Source organism: Streptomyces lichenis (assembly GCF_023218175.1).
GTDB classification, from domain to species: domain Bacteria; phylum Actinomycetota; class Actinomycetes; order Streptomycetales; family Streptomycetaceae; genus Streptomyces; species Streptomyces lichenis.
Map to the genome: position 1 here is coordinate 39,775 of NZ_JALPTH010000038.1, position 15,913 is coordinate 55,687.

A 15,913-nucleotide genomic window follows, 5' to 3' on the forward strand; every position below is an offset into this window, starting at 1 on the left:
AGTACCGAGAATTGTATAGTCATGCCACGACTGAGGGAGGGCCGATGGCCATGAGAGCAGCAGTGGCGGGAGCGAGCGGATACGCGGGAGGAGAGCTCCTGCGCCTTCTGCTCGCCCACCCGCGGATCGAGATCGGCGCCCTGACCGGCCACTCCAACGCCGGGCAGCGGCTGGGCGCGCTCCAGCCCCATCTTGCACCGCTCGCCGAGCGCACGCTGGAGCCGACCACCGCCGAGGTGCTGGCCGGCCACGAGGTGGTCTTCCTCGCCCTGCCGCACGGCCAGTCCGCCGCCGTCGCCGAGCAGCTCGGCGAGGAGGTGCTGGTGGTCGACCTGGGCGCCGACTTCCGGCTGGCGGACGCCGCCGCCTGGGAGGCGTTCTACGGCTCCCCGCACGCCGGGACCTGGCCCTACGGGCTCCCCGAACTGCCGGGTGCCCGCGCCGCGCTGGAGGGGTCCAAGCGCATCTCGGTGCCCGGTTGCTATCCCACCGCCGTCTCGCTCGCCCTCTTCCCCGCGTACGCGGCGGGGCTGGCCGAGCCCGAGGCGGTCGTCGTCGCCGCCTCCGGCACCTCCGGGGCGGGCAAGTCGCTCAAGCCGCACCTGCTGGGCGCCGAGGTCATGGGCTCCATGAGCCCGTACGGCGTCGGCGGCGGCCACCGGCACACCCCCGAGATGGCCCAGAACCTCTCCGCCGCGGCCGGGGAGCCGGTCACCGTCTCCTTCACCCCGACCCTCGCCCCGATGCCCCGCGGCATCCTCGCCACCTCCAGCGCCAAGGCCCGCCCCGGCACCACCGCCGACGAGCTGCGGGCCGCCTACGCCAAGGCCTACGCCGACGAGCCGTTCGTCCATCTGCTGCCCGAGGGCCAGTGGCCCGCCACCGGCGCGGTCTACGGCTCCAACACCGTCCAGGTGCAGGTCGCCCTCGACCCGGCCGCCGGACGGATCATCGTGGTCAGCGCCATCGACAACCTCACCAAGGGCACCGCCGGCGGCGCGGTGCAGAGCATGAACATCGCCCTCGGATGGCCCGAGGAGACCGGACTTCCCAAGAACGGAGTGGCACCGTGAGCGTCACGGCAGCACAGGGGTTCCAGGCGGCGGGCATCGCCGCCGGGATCAAGGAGAACGGCAACCCGGACCTGGCCCTCGTGGTCAACACCGGGCCCCGCCGCGCCGCCGCCGGCGTCTTCACCGCCAACCGCGTCAAGGCCGCCCCGGTCCTCTGGTCCCAGCAGGTCCTCAAGGCCGGCGAGCTGCGCGCGGTCGTCCTCAACTCCGGCGGAGCCAACGCCTGTACCGGCCCCCAGGGCTTCCAGGACACCCACGCCACCGCCGAGAAGGCCGCCGAGGTGCTGGGCGTCGGCGCCGGCGAGGTCGCGGTGGCCTCCACCGGGCTGATCGGCGTCACCCTGCCGATGGACAGGCTGCTCCCGGGCGTCGAGAAGGCCGCCGCCGAGCTGTCCGCGCACGGCGGCGAGAAGGCCGCCATCGCCATCAAGACCACCGACACCGTCCACAAGACCTCCGTCGCCACCCGGGACGGCTGGACCGTCGGCGGGATGGCCAAGGGCGCCGGCATGCTCGCCCCCGGCCTGGCCACCATGCTGGTGGTGCTCACCACCGACGCCGACCTGCCGGCCGACGAGCTGGACCGGGCGCTGCGCGAGGCCACCCGGACCACCTTCGACCGGGTCGACTCCGACGGCTGCATGTCCACCAACGACACCGTGCTGCTGCTCGCCTCCGGCGCCTCCGGCACCACCCCCGGCTCCGAGGAGTTCGCCGAGGCGGTACGGGAGGTCTGCGCCGACCTCGGCCGCCAGCTCATCGGGGACGCCGAGGGCGCCTCCAAGGACATCCGCGTCGAGGTGGTCAACGCCGCCACCGAGGACGACGCCGTCGAGGTGGGCCGCTCCATCGCCCGCAACAACCTCCTCAAGTGCGCCCTGCATGGCGAGGACCCCAACTGGGGCCGGGTGCTCTCCGCGATCGGCACCACCTCCGCCGCCTTCGAGCCCGACCGGCTGAACGTCGCCATCAACGGCGTCTGGGTCTGCAGGAACGGCTCCGTCGGCGAGGACCGCGGCCTGGTCGACATGCGCTACCGGGAGATCGTGATCACCGCCGACCTGGCCGCCGGCGAGGCCTCCGCGGTCATCTGGACCAACGACCTCACCGCCGACTACGTCCACGAGAACAGCGCGTACAGCTCATGAGCGCCCGGAAGCACAACGCCCTGCCCAAGGCGCAGACCCTCATCGAGGCACTGCCCTGGCTCACCCGCCACCGCGGCAAGACCGTCGTCGTCAAGTTCGGCGGCAACGCCATGGTCGACGAGGAGCTGAAGGCCGCCTTCGCCCAGGACGTCGTCTTCCTCCACCACGCCGGGCTCAAGCCGGTCGTGGTGCACGGCGGCGGCCCCCAGATCAACGCGGCACTCGACCGACACGGCCTGGTCAGCGAGTTCCGCGCCGGACTGCGGGTCACCACCCCCGAGGCGATGGACGTGGTCCGGATGGTGCTCGCCGGACAGGTCCAGCGGGAACTGGTCGGCCTGCTCAACCAGCACGGCCCGCTCGCCGTCGGCCTCACCGGTGAGGACGCCCGGACCATCACCGCGATCAAGCACCAGCCGCGCATCGAGGGCGAGCTGGTGGACATCGGCCGGGTCGGCGAGATCACCGCCATCGACACCGGCGCCATCGAAGCCCTGCTCGCCGACGGCCGCATCCCGGTCGTCTCCTCCATCGCCCGCTCCGAGGACGACCACCATGTCTACAACGTCAATGCTGATACGGCGGCTGCGGCACTCGCTGCGGCGCTGGGCGCCGAGACGCTGATGGTCCTCACCGACGTCGAAGGCCTCTACGAGGACTGGCCGAACAGCGACGAGGTGATCAGCAGGCTCACCGCCACCCAGCTGGAGAAGCTGCTGCCCGAGCTCTCCAGCGGCATGGTCCCCAAAATGGAGGGGTGCCTGCACGCCGTGCGCAACGGCGTCACCACCGCCCGGGTCATCGACGGCCGGGTCCCGCACTCCATCCTGCTGGAGATCTTCACCGACGAGGGCATCGGCACCATGGTGGTGCCCGACGCCGCCCGACCCACCCAGGGGGGATGCACCGCATGAGCGCCAACGACACACTCCAGCAGCGCTGGGGCGCCTCGCTGATGAACAACTACGGCACGCCCCGGCTGCCCCTGGTGCGCGGCGAGGGCGCCACCGTCTGGGACGCCGACGGCACCGCGTACCTCGACTTCGTCGGCGGGATCGCGGTCAACGCCCTCGGCCACGCCCACCCCGCCGTCGTCCAGGCCGTCACCGCCCAGATCGGCGCCCTCGGCCATGTCTCCAACCTCTTCACCGCCGAGCCGACCGTCACCCTCGCCGAGAAGCTCCTCCAGCTCGCCGGCCGCCCCGGCCGCGTCTACTTCTGCAACTCCGGCGCCGAGGCCAACGAGGCCGCCCTCAAGATCGGCCGGCTCACCGGCCGCACCCATATGGTCGCCACCGAGGGCGGCTTCCACGGCCGCACCATGGGCGCCCTCGCCCTCACCGGCCAGCCCTCCAAGCAGGGCCCCTTCCTCCCCCTCCCCGGTGACGTCACCCATGTCCCGTTCGGCGACACCGAGGCACTGGCCGCCGCCGTCACCGAGGACACCGCCATGGTGATCATCGAGCCGATCCAGGGCGAGAACGGCGTGGTCGTCCCGCCCGCCGGCTACCTCAAGGCCGCCCGTGAGATCACCCGCGCCACCGGCACCCTGCTCGTCCTGGACGAGGTGCAGACCGGCGTCGGCCGCTGCGGCCACTGGTTCGAGCACCAGGCACACGGCGTCGAACCGGACATCGTCACCCTCGCCAAGGGCCTCGGCGGCGGACTGCCCATCGGCGCCACTCTCGCCTTCGGCCCCGCCGCCGACCTGCTCGCCCCCGGCCAGCACGGCTCCACCTTCGGCGGCAACCCGGTCGCCTGCGCCGCCGGCCTCGCCGTCATCGACGTCCTCGCCACCGACGGCACCCTCGACCAGGTCAAGCGGATCGGCGAGCGGCTGCGCGACGGAATCGAGGCTCTCGGCCACCCGCTGGTCTCCCACGTCCGGGGCTCCGGCCTGCTGCTGGGTATCGTGCTCACCGAGCCCCTCGCCCCCCAGGTGCAGCAGGCGGCTCAGGACGCCGGCCTCCTGGTGAACGCGCCCGCCCCCGATGTCGTACGGCTGATGCCGCCGCTGACCATCGGCGACGAGATCGTGGACGCCTTCCTCGCCGGTCTGCCCGGCGTCCTGGACAGCGTGAGCGGAAAGGACGACACGGGGAAGTGAAGCGACCATGACCCAGGCTCAGGACACACAGGACACCCAGGACACCGAGCACGGCGGCCCGTCCGTCCCGCAGACCCGCACCGCCCGCCACCGCCGGATCGTGGACATCCTCAACCGGCTGCCGGTGCGCTCCCAGAGCCAGCTCGCCAAGCTGCTCATGGACGACGGGCTGAGCGTCACCCAGGCGACGCTCTCCCGGGACCTCGACGAGCTGGGCGCGGTCAAGCTCCGCAACACCGGCGGCGAGCTGATCTACGCCGTGCCCAGCGAGGGCGGCTTCCGCACCCCGCAGGCCCCCCTCGGCGAGTCCGCCAAGGAGGAGCGGATGCGCCGCCTCTCCGGCGAACTCCTCATCTCCGCCGAGGCCTCCGCCAACCTCGTCGTCCTGCGCACCCCGCCCGGCGCCGCCCAGTTCCTCGCCTCCGCCATCGACCAGGCCGAGCTGAACGCCATCCTCGGCACCATCGCCGGCGACGACACCCTGCTCCTCATCTCCCGCGACCCCACCGGCGGCCAGGCCCTCGCCGACCACCTGCTGCGGCTGGCCCAGGGGGCGCGGTAGGGAGGGTACGGGGGCGGGGCTACGGCCCGGGAGGCGTTCAGCAGGCAGTCACCGGGGCCAGCGACACCAGCTGCCCCTGCGGCACCGTCCGCAGCCTTCTTTCGGCGCCCTCCCCAGCCCGTACCACCACCCCCTTCCCGTCCGCCTTCACCAGTTCCCCGCACACCTCGGCGGACGGCGTGGACACCCGCACCAGATGGCGGGCCGGTTCGACGGCCGTCCACACCACCCCCGTAGCCGACACCGCCAGCACCAGCCCCAGCAGACAGCACCCCGCCGCCCACCGCAGCGCCCGCCGCACCCGCTTGATCTCCTCCCCGGTCCACTCCTTCAGCGCCTGCCCGCCCAGCAGGATGTCCTGACCGGGCCGCCCGTGCGCCGCCCGCACCGCCAGCAGCGCACCCGCCACCAGGACGACAAAGGCCCCGCCCGCCAGCCCCATCGCCCAGCGCCCCGCCCCCTCCGGCAGCCCGACCAGCTGCTCCTGCCCCTTCACCACGGTCAGCACCGCCAGCAGCGTGCTCAGCCCGGTGAGCCCGGTCCGCCACCCCTCCGCCTGCCGGCGCAGCTCGGGCAGCTGGCTGAATTCCAGCTCCCGGGCCAACGCGGCCCACCGCCGGTCCGACTGCGCCGTACTCACGGCGTACCGCCCGCGACCGGCACCACACCGGCCCGCCAGCTCGCCCCGCACCCGACGAACGGCGCGTCCGCCGGAAGCCCCGGGTGCGGATGGCGGCACTCGCAGAAGTGCACCTCCCGGCCGATGACGTCCGGCGCCGGGGTCGGCGCGGACTGCCGCCGCCAGGAGAACAGCCCGCCCTTGGTGCCGGTCCCCGGCAGCCCGAAGCCGTACTCGGTCGCCGTGGTCCCGAAGCAGCGCGGGCACACCCCGGCGACGACGACCCCGCCCCCGGCCGCCGACTGCTGGACGAACCCGGCGCGGTCCACCACCCCGACATCCACCTCCGCGTATTCCAACGTGGTGGCGTGCTGCGGCACCTGGCTCATGTCCCCGTCCCCTCCTCCGGCAGCCGCAGCCCGAACAGGGCCGCGTACAGCTCCAACCGCCCCCGCACCCACGCCTCGCCCTCCCCGACGGCCACCGCCGCGAACGCCAGCTCGGCGTCGGTCACCTTCCCTTCCAACGCGGGCAGCATCCCGTCCGCGTGCCGGGACAGCACGATGAGGTCCTGCCAGAGCGGGAGGACGTCGGTGGCGGCTGGGGCCTCGGGGGCGGGGAGAGCGGGCGGCGCGGCCTCGAACGGGAGGTACGGCTCGATGCGCCGCCAGGTGGTGGAGACAGGCTCCCCGAGTCGGGCGGCGACGCTGACCAGGTCGAGGGGGACGAGGGGGGAGCCGGGGTCGGAGACGCGGTACTCCGGGCTGACGGCGGTCTCGTCCCGTTCGTCGGGCTCCGTGGCTGGCAGAGCCGCCAGTTGCACTTCGGTCAGATCGGGGACGAGGGCACCTAGTTCGCGGAGGGGGGTGAGGCGGTCGAGGGCATGGCGCGGGGTGACGTTCTGGGATCGCGCGTAGCGGGTCAGACGAGCGGCGGTGAGGGGGGCCCAGACCGCCTTCTGCCGCCAAACAGGCTGCATCCACTGGGCGAGGAGCGCCGACCCCTGGGCGTCCTCCGGACGCAGATCGGCGAGGAGCGGTGGGAGTGACGGCACATCGACGCCGAGGGCCTCCGCTGTGGCGAGGGCCGTGGCCCAGACCTCGTCCAGCGGCAGACGCAGCGAAATGGCGGCCCCGAACAACCTGGCCGTCGTGGGAAGCCCGGGCACCGGCTCAAGGGAGCCGTTGGGCGGTCCATCCGAGAAAATGCGGTTCGCCGCCATCGACATGGAGGAGTAGCCGCGCAGCAAGGGAGCCGCCGTGGCCGGCAGGTCGAATCCGGCCGAACGCAGCAGCTCGACGGCATCCGCCAACTGGATCCAGTCCATTTGGCTCGACTGTTGCGTGGCCACCAGCGCGGGCAGCCCGATGTGCCGATCGAGCCGTTGTTGCTGCTTCGCCAGGCCGCTCAGCACCATCAGGACTTGCCGGTCGTTCCCGATGCGCCGACCGGCCTCGACCTCAAACACCCTGGTGTACTCCAGATTGAGTAACTCCGCCCAGTGCATGACCTCCTCCTCGGTGGAGCACGGGTCCATACCTCGCAGCAGGGCGAGATCGACCGTCACCCGCCAACGAAGGCCCGACGGTCTTCCGCCACTGCACCATACGGACGACGGCGCCAGCACGGACAGGAGGTCGTCCGGCAGCTGTGCCCACCGCTCAACCGAGGTGGCGCTCGGGGCGGTCCAGCCGAGCCAGTCGAAGGCGGCGAGCCGCCGCCGGAGGATCTCCGGCTCGGTATCCAGCCGCTGGGCGGTCCGCAGGAGGTCCCACAACTGTTCCACCGGCGGCCCGTTCCGGAACGCGAAGAGCGCGTCCACCTCGTCCGCGTCGCACACATGATCCCGATGGTGCGCGGGCGGTACGGGCACAGGTGCGGAGAGGAACGGCTGGTAGCGGGTCGCCGTGTCCAGCAACGGCCCCAGGGGCATGCCCGTACTGTGTGACACAAAGGCGATGCCTCGAAGGTCATCGGGGGAGTACCGGCGGCCGTGCAACTGCCGGGACCCGAACCGACGGCCCGACAGAATCGCCATGATCTCCGCGTCCCGCGCGTCGGGGCGCCACTCCAGGTCGCCGCCCGCCCGCAGCCCGGGCGGGGCCAGTCGCGGATGCTGCACGCGTAGGGCCCGAGCCGTCCGCAGCGTCGCACCGACGGTGCGGTCCTGGTGGAAAGCGGCCTGCACCACCGAGCGCCAATCATCCGTGGTCTCCAGCAGAGTGCTCGACCATGCCGGCGTGGGCACGGGATAGCCGGCCAGCGAGGTCTGGCTCGACCCGCCCGGTGTGCGCCTGGAGCGCGGCCGCCCCAGCGCCGCCCGTCGCCAGGGACGTATCCAGCGCAGACGGTCCTCGGTGGTCGGGAGGCTCTGGCGCCGCTCCTCAAGCCTCCCGTCCAGCCAGAAGCAGCCGACGACGTCAAGCTCCCACTGCTCCTCGGCCGGCTCGGCAGGCCAGTTCGGTACGACGTGTTCCCCCCGCCACCCGACCCGCAACCCCTTGCCATACAACTCCGGCCAAATCCGCACGGCCGCAGCGAGCTCCTTCTCCTCCAGCTCCCACAACCAGTCCAGCCGCAGCCCCGGCCACGCCTCCAGAGCCGATGCACCCTCCTGCCACCGCTCCTCGACCCACCCCTCGTCATACGACTGCAACGTCTGCCGGTCCACGGTCAGCCGCCCCGCGTACGCACCCGTCAGATTGAGCACGTACCCGAAGGGTTTCCGGTCCGTCCGGATGCCGTCGCACAGGATGGCGCCCTCGCCGTCCACCCACCACAGCACCCCGGGCACCGCCTCCACCGACCAGTCGGCATCCGCATCCACCCCCTCCGGCGCCTGCAACCCGGCCGCGACCCACTCGTGCGTACCGCCCACCCCGTCCCGCGCCGTCAGCGCGTACTCACTGACCAGCACATGCTCCCTCAGCACCGCCACACACGACACCGTCACCTCCTCCCGCAGATACAGCCGCACCCGCGTCCCGCCCTCCGGCAGGCCCACATCCACTCCCCGGACCTCCCTGATCCGGAACAGGCTGCCGCTGCTTGCGATGTCCACCCGCAGGGCCTGCCGGGCCACCGAGCCGTCCGGCGCCACCGGCCGCGTCACCACGGTCATCTCGTCCGCCAGCATGAAGTAGCTGAACACCCCGATGCCGAACCGGCTGTTCGGGTACAGCCGCAGCTCGCGGTCATGGCGCAGCCAGGCCGCCTGCTCGTGCCGGAAGGAGCGGGAGTCCTCGAAGCGGCGGCCCGCCCGGGTGAAGGTGCTCTTCAGCAGCTCCACGTCCATGCCGACGCCGTTGTCCACGCACTCCACATACCGCCCGCGCTCGTCCTCCCCCTGGGTGAAGGCGATGGCCCCCGTCCACTCGCTGGGGTGCCCGCCGCATCCACGCAGATAGCGCCAGCGCATCCCCCGGTAGCGGCAGGCGTCCAGGGCGTTCTGGTACAGCTCCCGCAGCGCTAGCTCAGGCCGCCCGCCGTACAACTGCTCGCCCATCAGCAGCCGCCGCACCTCCGTCTGGGCCAGCTGGAATCGCAGCAGCGGAAGCTGGTACGCCTTCCCCTCACCCGACCCGGCCGGGCGCAGCCGGCGGGCGGTGACCCGGGCGGGCACCCCGGCCAGCAGCCCCGCCTCAGCGGCCGGCAGCCCCACCGCGTAGGCGCCCAGCCGGGCGGCCCGCTCGTCCGCCTCCTCCGCGACGGTCAGCAGCGCGGCGTGCAGCGCCATATGCGGGCAGACCGCGTCCAGGTGCAGCGCGCCGTCCTCGATGTCCCAGGCCGCCTCCCGCACCAGGTTGATGACGTCCTGCGGCAGAACGCGGTCGGTCACGGCCAGATGCTCCGCGACCACCTCCGGCAGGGTCCGTACGTCCAGGGCGAGTACAGCGGCCAGTCGCAGCAACTCGGCCAGTGGACGCAGCCGCAGCACCTGGTGGCCGCAGCCGTCCAGCGGGTAGCGGACCGGTGTCTCGGGCTCCTGATCACCGGCGGGCGGCGCGCCCAGGGTGAGGGCCGCGGCGAGTGCCGCCAGGTCCCCGGCCAGCTCTGCCGCCCGCCCGGACGTGCCGGTCGCACCGCCCAGCAGCGCCGTCGCCGGGCCGACCGCCTCCGACGGGGTGACGGGCACGTCGTCGATCTCGAACCGCTCGGCGATCCAGCGGTGCACCAGCCACAGCCGCACCCCGTCCCGCTCCTCCACGGTCCGCCCGTGCCGCTCGGACATCCGCTCCGCGACCTCGCGGTGGTGCTGGAGCACCTGCTCATAGAGCCTGCGCCACTCGTCGCCACCGAGCGGGCCGGTCTCGTCCGGATCGATGTCCACCGCCTCGCTCAGCCGCCGCGCCCACGCCGCCTCGTGCAGGAAGGGGCTGACGACCAGCGCCGCGGCCTCCACCGCCGTCAGCAGTGCCTCCTTCGGCAGCAGCAGCGGCAGCCGGTCGCGCAGCAGCCGCACCGGGAAGTCATCATCCGCCCAGGGGTCCGGCATCCGCTGCTGGGCCAGGTGGACCGTCCGCGCCGCCGCCTCCACCACCGGCCCGATCCGCTCCCGCAACCGGTCGGCCGCGTCCGCGTGTTCCGGGCGCACCCGGTCCCACACCGGACTGGCCGCCACCGCCTCCTGCCATGATTCCAGCAACCGCCGCCCCTCGCAGACCACGGTGGCCCGGGTCTCCGGCTCCAGGTCGCGGCCGTAGCGGGCCGCCGGGGTCTGGCGGTTGCCCGCCCTGCGCGCGAGGGCACCGGTGCGGACCCGGACCGCCTCGTACACCTCGTCCAGCGTCCGCGCGGGCGTCATATCACCGAAGGCATACGCGAGCGCCGAGGTGAAGTGGCTGCCGGCCGGGCCGTAACCGCTACGCTCACCCGGGCCGCAGCCGGTCAGTACCGCGTACTGGCCGCTCGACCGGCCGTGGTCCACCCGGCTGCCGAAACCGTGCTCCGGGTCGGCCCCCGGTCCGACCCCTACCCCGTCAAGACAGGCGTCGATCAGCCAGATCACCGTCCGCGCCTGGCAGGCCGCCAGATACGGGCTGATGTCGGCGGGGAGCAGCGAGTCCCTGATGTACGGCAGGCCCCAGTCGCCGCCCTCGCCCTGCGGGGCACGGGCGTCGGCGGGCAGCAGATAGTCCGCCGTACCGATGCGCACCCCATGGCCGGTGAAGTGCAGCAGCAGGGTGCCGTCGGGCGGCATCGCCTCCGACAGTTCGTACAGCCGCTGGGTGATCTCATTACGCGCGGGGTCGCGGAGGATCTCCACCTCATACCCCGAACTCCGCAGCGAGGCTCCGAAGCTGTGCAGATCGGCCGTCACCGGCTCGTCCAGCGGCTCCAGCACGCCGTCCGCCGCGGGCGCGTGGCCCACCCCGATCAGCAGCGCCCTGCGCACATCCCCCGCCATACCGCCTCCCGCGGCCATGCTGCCACCGAAAGCGATCCCGGAGGGCGAAGATCAGACAATGTGCGGAGCAGCCGGGGTAGGCGGCAAGGGCAGCGGCAGCCCCGGCAGCCCGTCGATGCTGCTGGCGATGTGCTCCTTCTTCTCGAAGTACCGGCTCAGCGAGTCGTCGTCCTCCCGGGCGAACCGCCTGGCGTGCAGGTCCCGGTCCTGCTCGTACGCCATGAACGGCACCGCGTACCCGCAGCTGTCCCGCACCAGTTCGGCCGTTACCACGATGATCGCCCGCAGTCCGTGCTGCTCGGGATCCACCCCGTCGAACCGGGCCAGCAACTCCGGGAAGCGGGGGTCGTCGCGGAAGACCGGCTCGCCCCGGCCGTGCACCCGCACGATGTTGGGCGGTCCCTGGAAGGCGCACCACATCAGGGTGATCCGGCCGTTCTCCCGCAGATGGGCCACCGTCTCGGAGTGGGAGCCGGCGAAGTCCAGGTAAGCGACGGTCAGTTCGTCCAGCACGGCGAACGAGCCGGTGACGCCCTTGGGGGAGAGGTTCACCGTGCCGTCGCCGGCGAGCGGCGCGGTCGCGGTGAAGAACACCGGCTGGGCCTCGATGAACTCCCGCAGCCAGCCGTCGATACGTTCATATGTCTTTCCCATGTGCCCAATTTTCTCCCCTCCGCCCAGCCGCCATCCAGCCCGGCGCACCCGACAGCTACCCGTGCTCGCGGAGCACCCGCGCCGCCCGCTCCCGCAGCCGAGGCAGCGGGTCGTCCGCCAGCCGCAGGGCGGCGGCCCGGCAGGCGTCGGGCCGGCCCTGCGCCAGCAGCAACCGGAAGGCGGACTGCCGCACCTGGCGGGGGAGCGCGGGGTCGACCCGGCCCAGCAGCCAGTCCGGGTCCAGCCGGGAGGCGTACGGGAGCAGCGCCCGCGCCGCCTCCCGGACGACCCCGGCCGCCGGGTCGTCCAGCGGTGCCCGCAGCCGCTCGACCTCGCCGCCCGTCGCGTCCAGCAGCCGCAGCCCGGCGACCGCCCGGGCCCGTACCCCCGCCAGCGGATGGCCGAGCAGCGACCGCAGCAGCTCCGCGTCCCGCCGCTCCCCGCACTCCGCCAGCCCGAGCGGCGCCATCGGCCGTACCCCGACTCCGGCGGCGCACCACTCCCGGTAGCGGAGGACGGGCTCCGCGCCCCCGGAGCGCAGCACATACCGTGCGCAGGCGCGCACCAACCCGGAGCGGTCCGGCAGATACGGCTCCGCCTCCGCCGCCCGGCCCGCCCGGCACAGCGCGGTCACCCCGGCCGACCGCACCATGGGCACCCGGCAGGCGAGCAGCGGCCTCAGCACCTCCCCGGGGGCCCCCTCGTCCATCACCGCCAGTGCCGCGTCCGCGCACAGGGTCCGTACGACCTGGTCCGGGTGCTCGGCGGCGGTACGGGCGAACTCCGCCGGGCCGAGCAGCCGGCGCTCGGCGACCAGCCGCCAGCCGAACCGCCGCACCACCCGGTCCTCGCTCACCAGCAGCGGCGCCAGCTCCTCGTAGGGGGCGGAGCGCAGCCGTTCCACCACCGCGTCCCGGACGTACACCCCCCGCTGGCCCCGCGCCATCCGCAGCGCCAGCGGCCCGAGCGCGGATACCGCCTCCGCTGCCAATCCGTTCTCCAACAGCCCCGCGAACAGCTCCCGGGCTCGTGCCCGCACCGGCGGTGCCCAGTCGGCGCACCGGATCACCAGTAGCGGCAGCAGCCGGCGGTCCCGCACGGCGTGCGGCAGCGCGGCCTCGCGGACCCGACCATCGTGGTGGCAGAGCAACAGCGCGGGGTGCTCGGGCGGGGTGGCGGGGGTGGTGGGCTCGGCCCGGCCCCGGCGCCACCAGAGCCGGCCCCGGTCCGCCGGCGGCTCCTCCCATCGCCGCCAGCGCACCTCGGCATTGAGCGCGATCCAGCCCTCCGCGTCTCCGACGTCCGGCAGACGGCCGTCGATGAGCGGTTCGGCAGGAGGCACGGTGAGAAATCGGCCGGTCATGCAGGAAGGCCAGCCGTGCGGCGTCGCCGACCGCGCCCCGGTTTCCCGGCCCTGACCAGCCTGTTCGGTGCTCAACCGATCCACACCCCTCCCCATCCCCTTTGACAAACCATACGGAGGTCTGCATAGTTATACCCAACAGCGCATGCAATTCGTAAGGAGCAAGCCGTGACCGAGCGCGTCGTACTCGCCTACTCGGGCGGACTGGACACCTCCGTCGCCATCGGCTGGATCGCCGAGGAGACGGGCGCCGAGGTCGTCGCCGTCGCCGTGGACGTCGGCCAGGGTGGCGAGGACCTGGACGTCATCCGCAAGCGCGCGCTCGCCTGCGGTGCGGTGGAGGCCGAGGTCGCGGACGCCCGGGACGAGTTCGCCGAGGAGTACTGCCTCCCGGCGATCAAGGCCAACGCGCTCTACATGGACCGCTATCCGCTGGTCTCGGCGCTCTCCCGGCCCGCCATCGTCAAGCACCTGGTCGCCGCCGCGCACAAGCACGGCGCCACCACCGTCGCCCACGGCTGCACCGGCAAGGGCAACGACCAGGTGCGGTTCGAGGCCGGCATCCAGGCCCTCGGCCCCGACCTGCGGTGCATCGCGCCGGTCCGGGACTACGCGATGACCCGGGACAAGGCCATCGCCTTCGCCGAGAAGGCCGGACTGCCCATCGCCACCAGCAAGAAGTCCCCGTACTCCATCGACCAGAACGTCTTCGGCCGGGCCGTCGAGACCGGCTTCCTGGAGGACATCTGGAACGCGCCGATCGAGGACGTCTACGAGTACACCGCCAACCCGGCCACCCCGCGCGAGCCCGACGAGGTCGTGATCACCTTCCGGGCGGGCGTCCCGGTGGCGATCGACGGCACGCCCGTCACCGTCCTCCAGGCCATCCAGCAGCTCAACGAGCGCGCGGGAGCCCAGGGCGTCGGGCGGATCGACATGGTCGAGGACCGGCTCGTCGGCATCAAGTCCCGGGAGGTGTACGAGGCGCCCGGCGCCCTCGCGCTGATCACCGCCCACCAGGAGCTGGAGAACGTCACCGTCGAGCGCGAGCTGGCCCGCTACAAGCGGCAGGTCGAGCAGCGCTGGGGCGAGCTGGTCTACGACGGCCTCTGGTTCTCCCCGCTGAAGCGCGCCCTGGACGGCTTCGTCAACGAAGCCAGCCAGCACGTCTCCGGCGACATCCGGATGACCCTGCACGGCGGCCGCGCGGTGGTCACCGGCCGCCGGTCCGAGGAGTCGCTGTACGACTTCAACCTCGCCACCTACGACTCCGGCGACACCTTCGACCAGTCCAAGGCACAGGGCTTCATCGACATCTTCGCCCTCTCCTCGAAGATCGCCGCCAAGCGCGACCTGGCCTGACGGCCGTCCCGGCCGTCCTGGCCGGGCCGGGCACGGGCGTGACCCGGCCCCCGCCCCGCTCGTTCGACAACCGCCATCACCACCACGACCACCGCCGCACCACGCGTACCACCGATGAGGAGCAACAGCAGTGAGCAGCAACACCGGTGACGTCCGGCTCTGGGGCGGCCGTTTCGCCGACGGTCCCGCCGAGGCCCTGGCCAAGCTGTCGGCGTCCGTGCACTTCGACTGGCGCCTGGCGCCGTACGACATCGCCGGCTCCCGCGCCCACGCCCGGGTGCTGCACGGGGCCGGGCTGCTCACCGCCGACGAGCTGACCCGCATGATCGACGGGCTGGACCGGCTGGAGGCGGACGTGGCCGACGGCTCCTTCACCGGCACCATCGCCGACGAGGACGTCCACACCGCCCTGGAGCGCGGGCTGCTGGAGCGGCTCGGCCCCGACCTCGGCGGCAAGCTGCGGGCCGGCCGCTCGCGCAACGACCAGGTCGCCACCCTCTTCCGGATGTACCTGCGCGACCACGCCCGGATCATCGGCGGGCTGATCGCCGACCTCCAGGACGCCCTGGTGGGTCTGGCCGAGGCGCACCCGGACACCGCGATGCCCGGCCGCACCCACCTCCAGCACGCCCAGCCGGTGCTCTTCGCCCACCATGTGCTCGCCCATGTCCAGGCGCTCTCCCGGGACGCCGAGCGGCTGCGCCAGTGGGACAAGCGGACTGCCGTCTCCCCGTACGGCTCCGGCGCCCTGGCCGGGTCCTCGCTCGGGCTCGACCCGGGCGCCGTCGCCCGCGACCTGGGCTTCGAGAACGGCAGCGCGGCCAACTCCATCGACGGCACCGCCTCGCGCGACTTCGCCGCCGAGTTCGCCTTCATCACCGCCATGATCGGCGTCAACCTCTCCCGGATCGCGGAGGAGGTCATCATCTGGAACACGAAGGAGTTCTCCTTCGTCACTCTGCACGACGCCTTCTCCACCGGCTCCTCGATCATGCCGCAGAAGAAGAACCCGGACATCGCCGAGCTGGCCCGGGGCAAGTCCGGCCGCCTCATCGGCAACCTCACCGGGCTGCTCGCCACCCTCAAGGCGCTGCCGCTCGCCTACAACCGCGACCTCCAGGAGGACAAGGAGCCGGTCTTCGACTCCTGCGACCAGCTGGAGGTCCTGCTGCCGGCCCTCACCGGCATGATGGCCACCCTCACCGTCCACCGGGAGCGGATGGAGGAGCTGGCCCCGGCCGGCTTCTCGCTCGCCACCGACATCGCCGAGTGGCTGGTGAAGCAGGGCGTGCCGTTCCGGGTCGCCCACGAGGTGGCCGGCGAGTGCGTCAAGGAGTGCGAGGCCGCGGGGATCGAGCTGGACGAGCTGACCGACGAGCAGTTCGCCAAGATCTCCGAGCACCTCACCCCGGAGGTCCGCACCGTCCTGGACGTCCCCGGCGCCCTCGCCTCCCGGGACGGCCGCGGCGGCACCGCCCCCTCCGCGGTGGCCGCCCAGCTCGCCGAGGTCAAGGCCGACCTGGTCATCCAGCACGCCTGGGCGGACGCCAGGAAGCCCGTCGGCTGAGCCCCGGGCCCCCACCCCCACCGAAGGCCCCACCCGAAGCCGCGCCGAAGG

12 protein-coding genes are annotated in these 15,913 nt (G+C 72.8%); 7 read left to right on the forward strand and 5 right to left on the reverse strand.

Features of this window, described 5'->3' with window-relative positions; translation table 11 throughout:
* The first annotated feature begins 44 nt into the window (after positions 1 to 44).
* Genes argC through M1O15_RS28580 form a run of 5 tightly spaced genes read left to right on the forward strand, consistent with a single transcriptional unit; the run spans position 45 to position 4,890 of the window.
* Positions 45 to 1,073, forward strand: coding sequence for an N-acetyl-gamma-glutamyl-phosphate reductase (gene argC, locus M1O15_RS28560; RefSeq protein ID WP_248637100.1), 1,029 nt, complete (start codon positions 45 to 47; stop codon positions 1,071 to 1,073).
* Complete coding sequence (gene argJ / locus M1O15_RS28565) at positions 1,070 to 2,221, forward strand: bifunctional glutamate N-acetyltransferase/amino-acid acetyltransferase ArgJ (RefSeq protein ID WP_248637101.1); 1,152 nt, start codon at positions 1,070 to 1,072, stop codon at positions 2,219 to 2,221. Before argC ends, argJ begins: the two co-directional genes overlap by 4 nt.
* Positions 2,218 to 3,135 carry an acetylglutamate kinase gene (gene argB, locus M1O15_RS28570; RefSeq protein WP_248637102.1) on the forward strand — a complete coding sequence of 306 codons (918 nt, stop codon included), beginning with the start codon at positions 2,218 to 2,220 and terminating at the stop codon, positions 3,133 to 3,135. Before argJ ends, argB begins: the two co-directional genes overlap by 4 nt.
* On the forward strand, positions 3,132 to 4,328 hold the full coding sequence (locus M1O15_RS28575) for an acetylornithine transaminase (RefSeq protein ID WP_248637103.1): 1,197 nt from the start codon (positions 3,132 to 3,134) through the stop codon (positions 4,326 to 4,328). Before argB ends, M1O15_RS28575 begins: the two co-directional genes overlap by 4 nt.
* Before the next feature lie 7 nt (positions 4,329 to 4,335).
* The gene (locus M1O15_RS28580) at positions 4,336 to 4,890 is read left to right on the forward strand and encodes an arginine repressor (RefSeq protein ID WP_248637104.1); all 555 of its coding nucleotides are present in this window, start codon (positions 4,336 to 4,338) and stop codon (positions 4,888 to 4,890) included.
* A 37-nt stretch (positions 4,891 to 4,927) separates the two neighbouring features.
* Here the strand turns inward: M1O15_RS28580 and M1O15_RS28585 are convergent, their stop codons facing one another.
* Genes M1O15_RS28585 through M1O15_RS28605 form a run of 5 tightly spaced genes read right to left on the reverse strand, consistent with a single transcriptional unit; the run spans position 4,928 to position 12,933 of the window.
* Positions 4,928 to 5,530 carry a hypothetical protein gene (locus M1O15_RS28585; protein ID WP_248637105.1) on the reverse strand — a complete coding sequence of 201 codons (603 nt, stop codon included), beginning with the start codon at positions 5,528 to 5,530 and terminating at the stop codon, positions 4,928 to 4,930.
* On the reverse strand, positions 5,527 to 5,898 hold the full coding sequence (locus M1O15_RS28590) for a hypothetical protein (protein ID WP_248637106.1): 372 nt from the start codon (positions 5,896 to 5,898) through the stop codon (positions 5,527 to 5,529). Before M1O15_RS28590 ends, M1O15_RS28585 begins: the two co-directional genes overlap by 4 nt.
* Positions 5,895 to 10,916, reverse strand: a complete 5,022-nt coding sequence (locus M1O15_RS28595; protein ID WP_248637107.1) for an HD domain-containing protein — start codon at positions 10,914 to 10,916, stop codon at positions 5,895 to 5,897. The genes M1O15_RS28590 and M1O15_RS28595 overlap by 4 nt, the downstream gene beginning before the upstream one ends.
* 51 nt (positions 10,917 to 10,967) lie before the next feature.
* Positions 10,968 to 11,570 (reverse strand): pyridoxamine 5'-phosphate oxidase family protein, encoded by a 603-nt coding sequence (locus M1O15_RS28600; protein ID WP_248637108.1) that lies wholly within the window; start codon positions 11,568 to 11,570, stop codon positions 10,968 to 10,970.
* Between the two features lie 55 nt (positions 11,571 to 11,625).
* Complete coding sequence (locus M1O15_RS28605; protein WP_248637109.1) at positions 11,626 to 12,933, reverse strand: hypothetical protein; 1,308 nt, start codon at positions 12,931 to 12,933, stop codon at positions 11,626 to 11,628.
* A 168-nt stretch (positions 12,934 to 13,101) separates the two neighbouring features.
* Here M1O15_RS28605 and M1O15_RS28610 point away from each other — a divergent pair, with 168 nt between their 5' ends.
* Entirely contained in the window at positions 13,102 to 14,295 is a 1,194-nt protein-coding gene (locus M1O15_RS28610) for an argininosuccinate synthase (RefSeq protein ID WP_248637110.1), read from the forward strand.
* A gap of 130 nt (positions 14,296 to 14,425) precedes the next feature.
* Positions 14,426 to 15,862, forward strand: a complete 1,437-nt coding sequence (gene argH / locus M1O15_RS28615) for an argininosuccinate lyase (RefSeq protein ID WP_248637111.1) — start codon at positions 14,426 to 14,428, stop codon at positions 15,860 to 15,862.
* Positions 15,863 to 15,913: the final 51 nt, after the last annotated feature.

Bases quoted from the DNA above. Each gene is read 5' to 3' on its own strand.
- argC (WP_248637100.1), top strand. From the start codon at position 45: ATGGCCATGAGAGCAGCAGTGGCGGGAGCGAGCGGATACGCGGGAGGA.
- argB (WP_248637102.1), top strand. From the start codon at position 2,218: ATGAGCGCCCGGAAGCACAACGCCCTGCCCAAGGCGCAGACCCTCATC.
- M1O15_RS28575 (WP_248637103.1), top strand. From the start codon at position 3,132: ATGAGCGCCAACGACACACTCCAGCAGCGCTGGGGCGCCTCGCTGATG.
- M1O15_RS28580 (WP_248637104.1), top strand. From the start codon at position 4,336: ATGACCCAGGCTCAGGACACACAGGACACCCAGGACACCGAGCACGGC.
- M1O15_RS28590 (WP_248637106.1), bottom strand. From the start codon at position 5,898: ATGAGCCAGGTGCCGCAGCACGCCACCACGTTGGAATACGCGGAGGTG.
- M1O15_RS28595 (WP_248637107.1), bottom strand. From the start codon at position 10,916: ATGGCGGGGGATGTGCGCAGGGCGCTGCTGATCGGGGTGGGCCACGCG.
- M1O15_RS28600 (WP_248637108.1), bottom strand. From the start codon at position 11,570: ATGGGAAAGACATATGAACGTATCGACGGCTGGCTGCGGGAGTTCATC.
- M1O15_RS28605 (WP_248637109.1), bottom strand. From the start codon at position 12,933: ATGACCGGCCGATTTCTCACCGTGCCTCCTGCCGAACCGCTCATCGAC.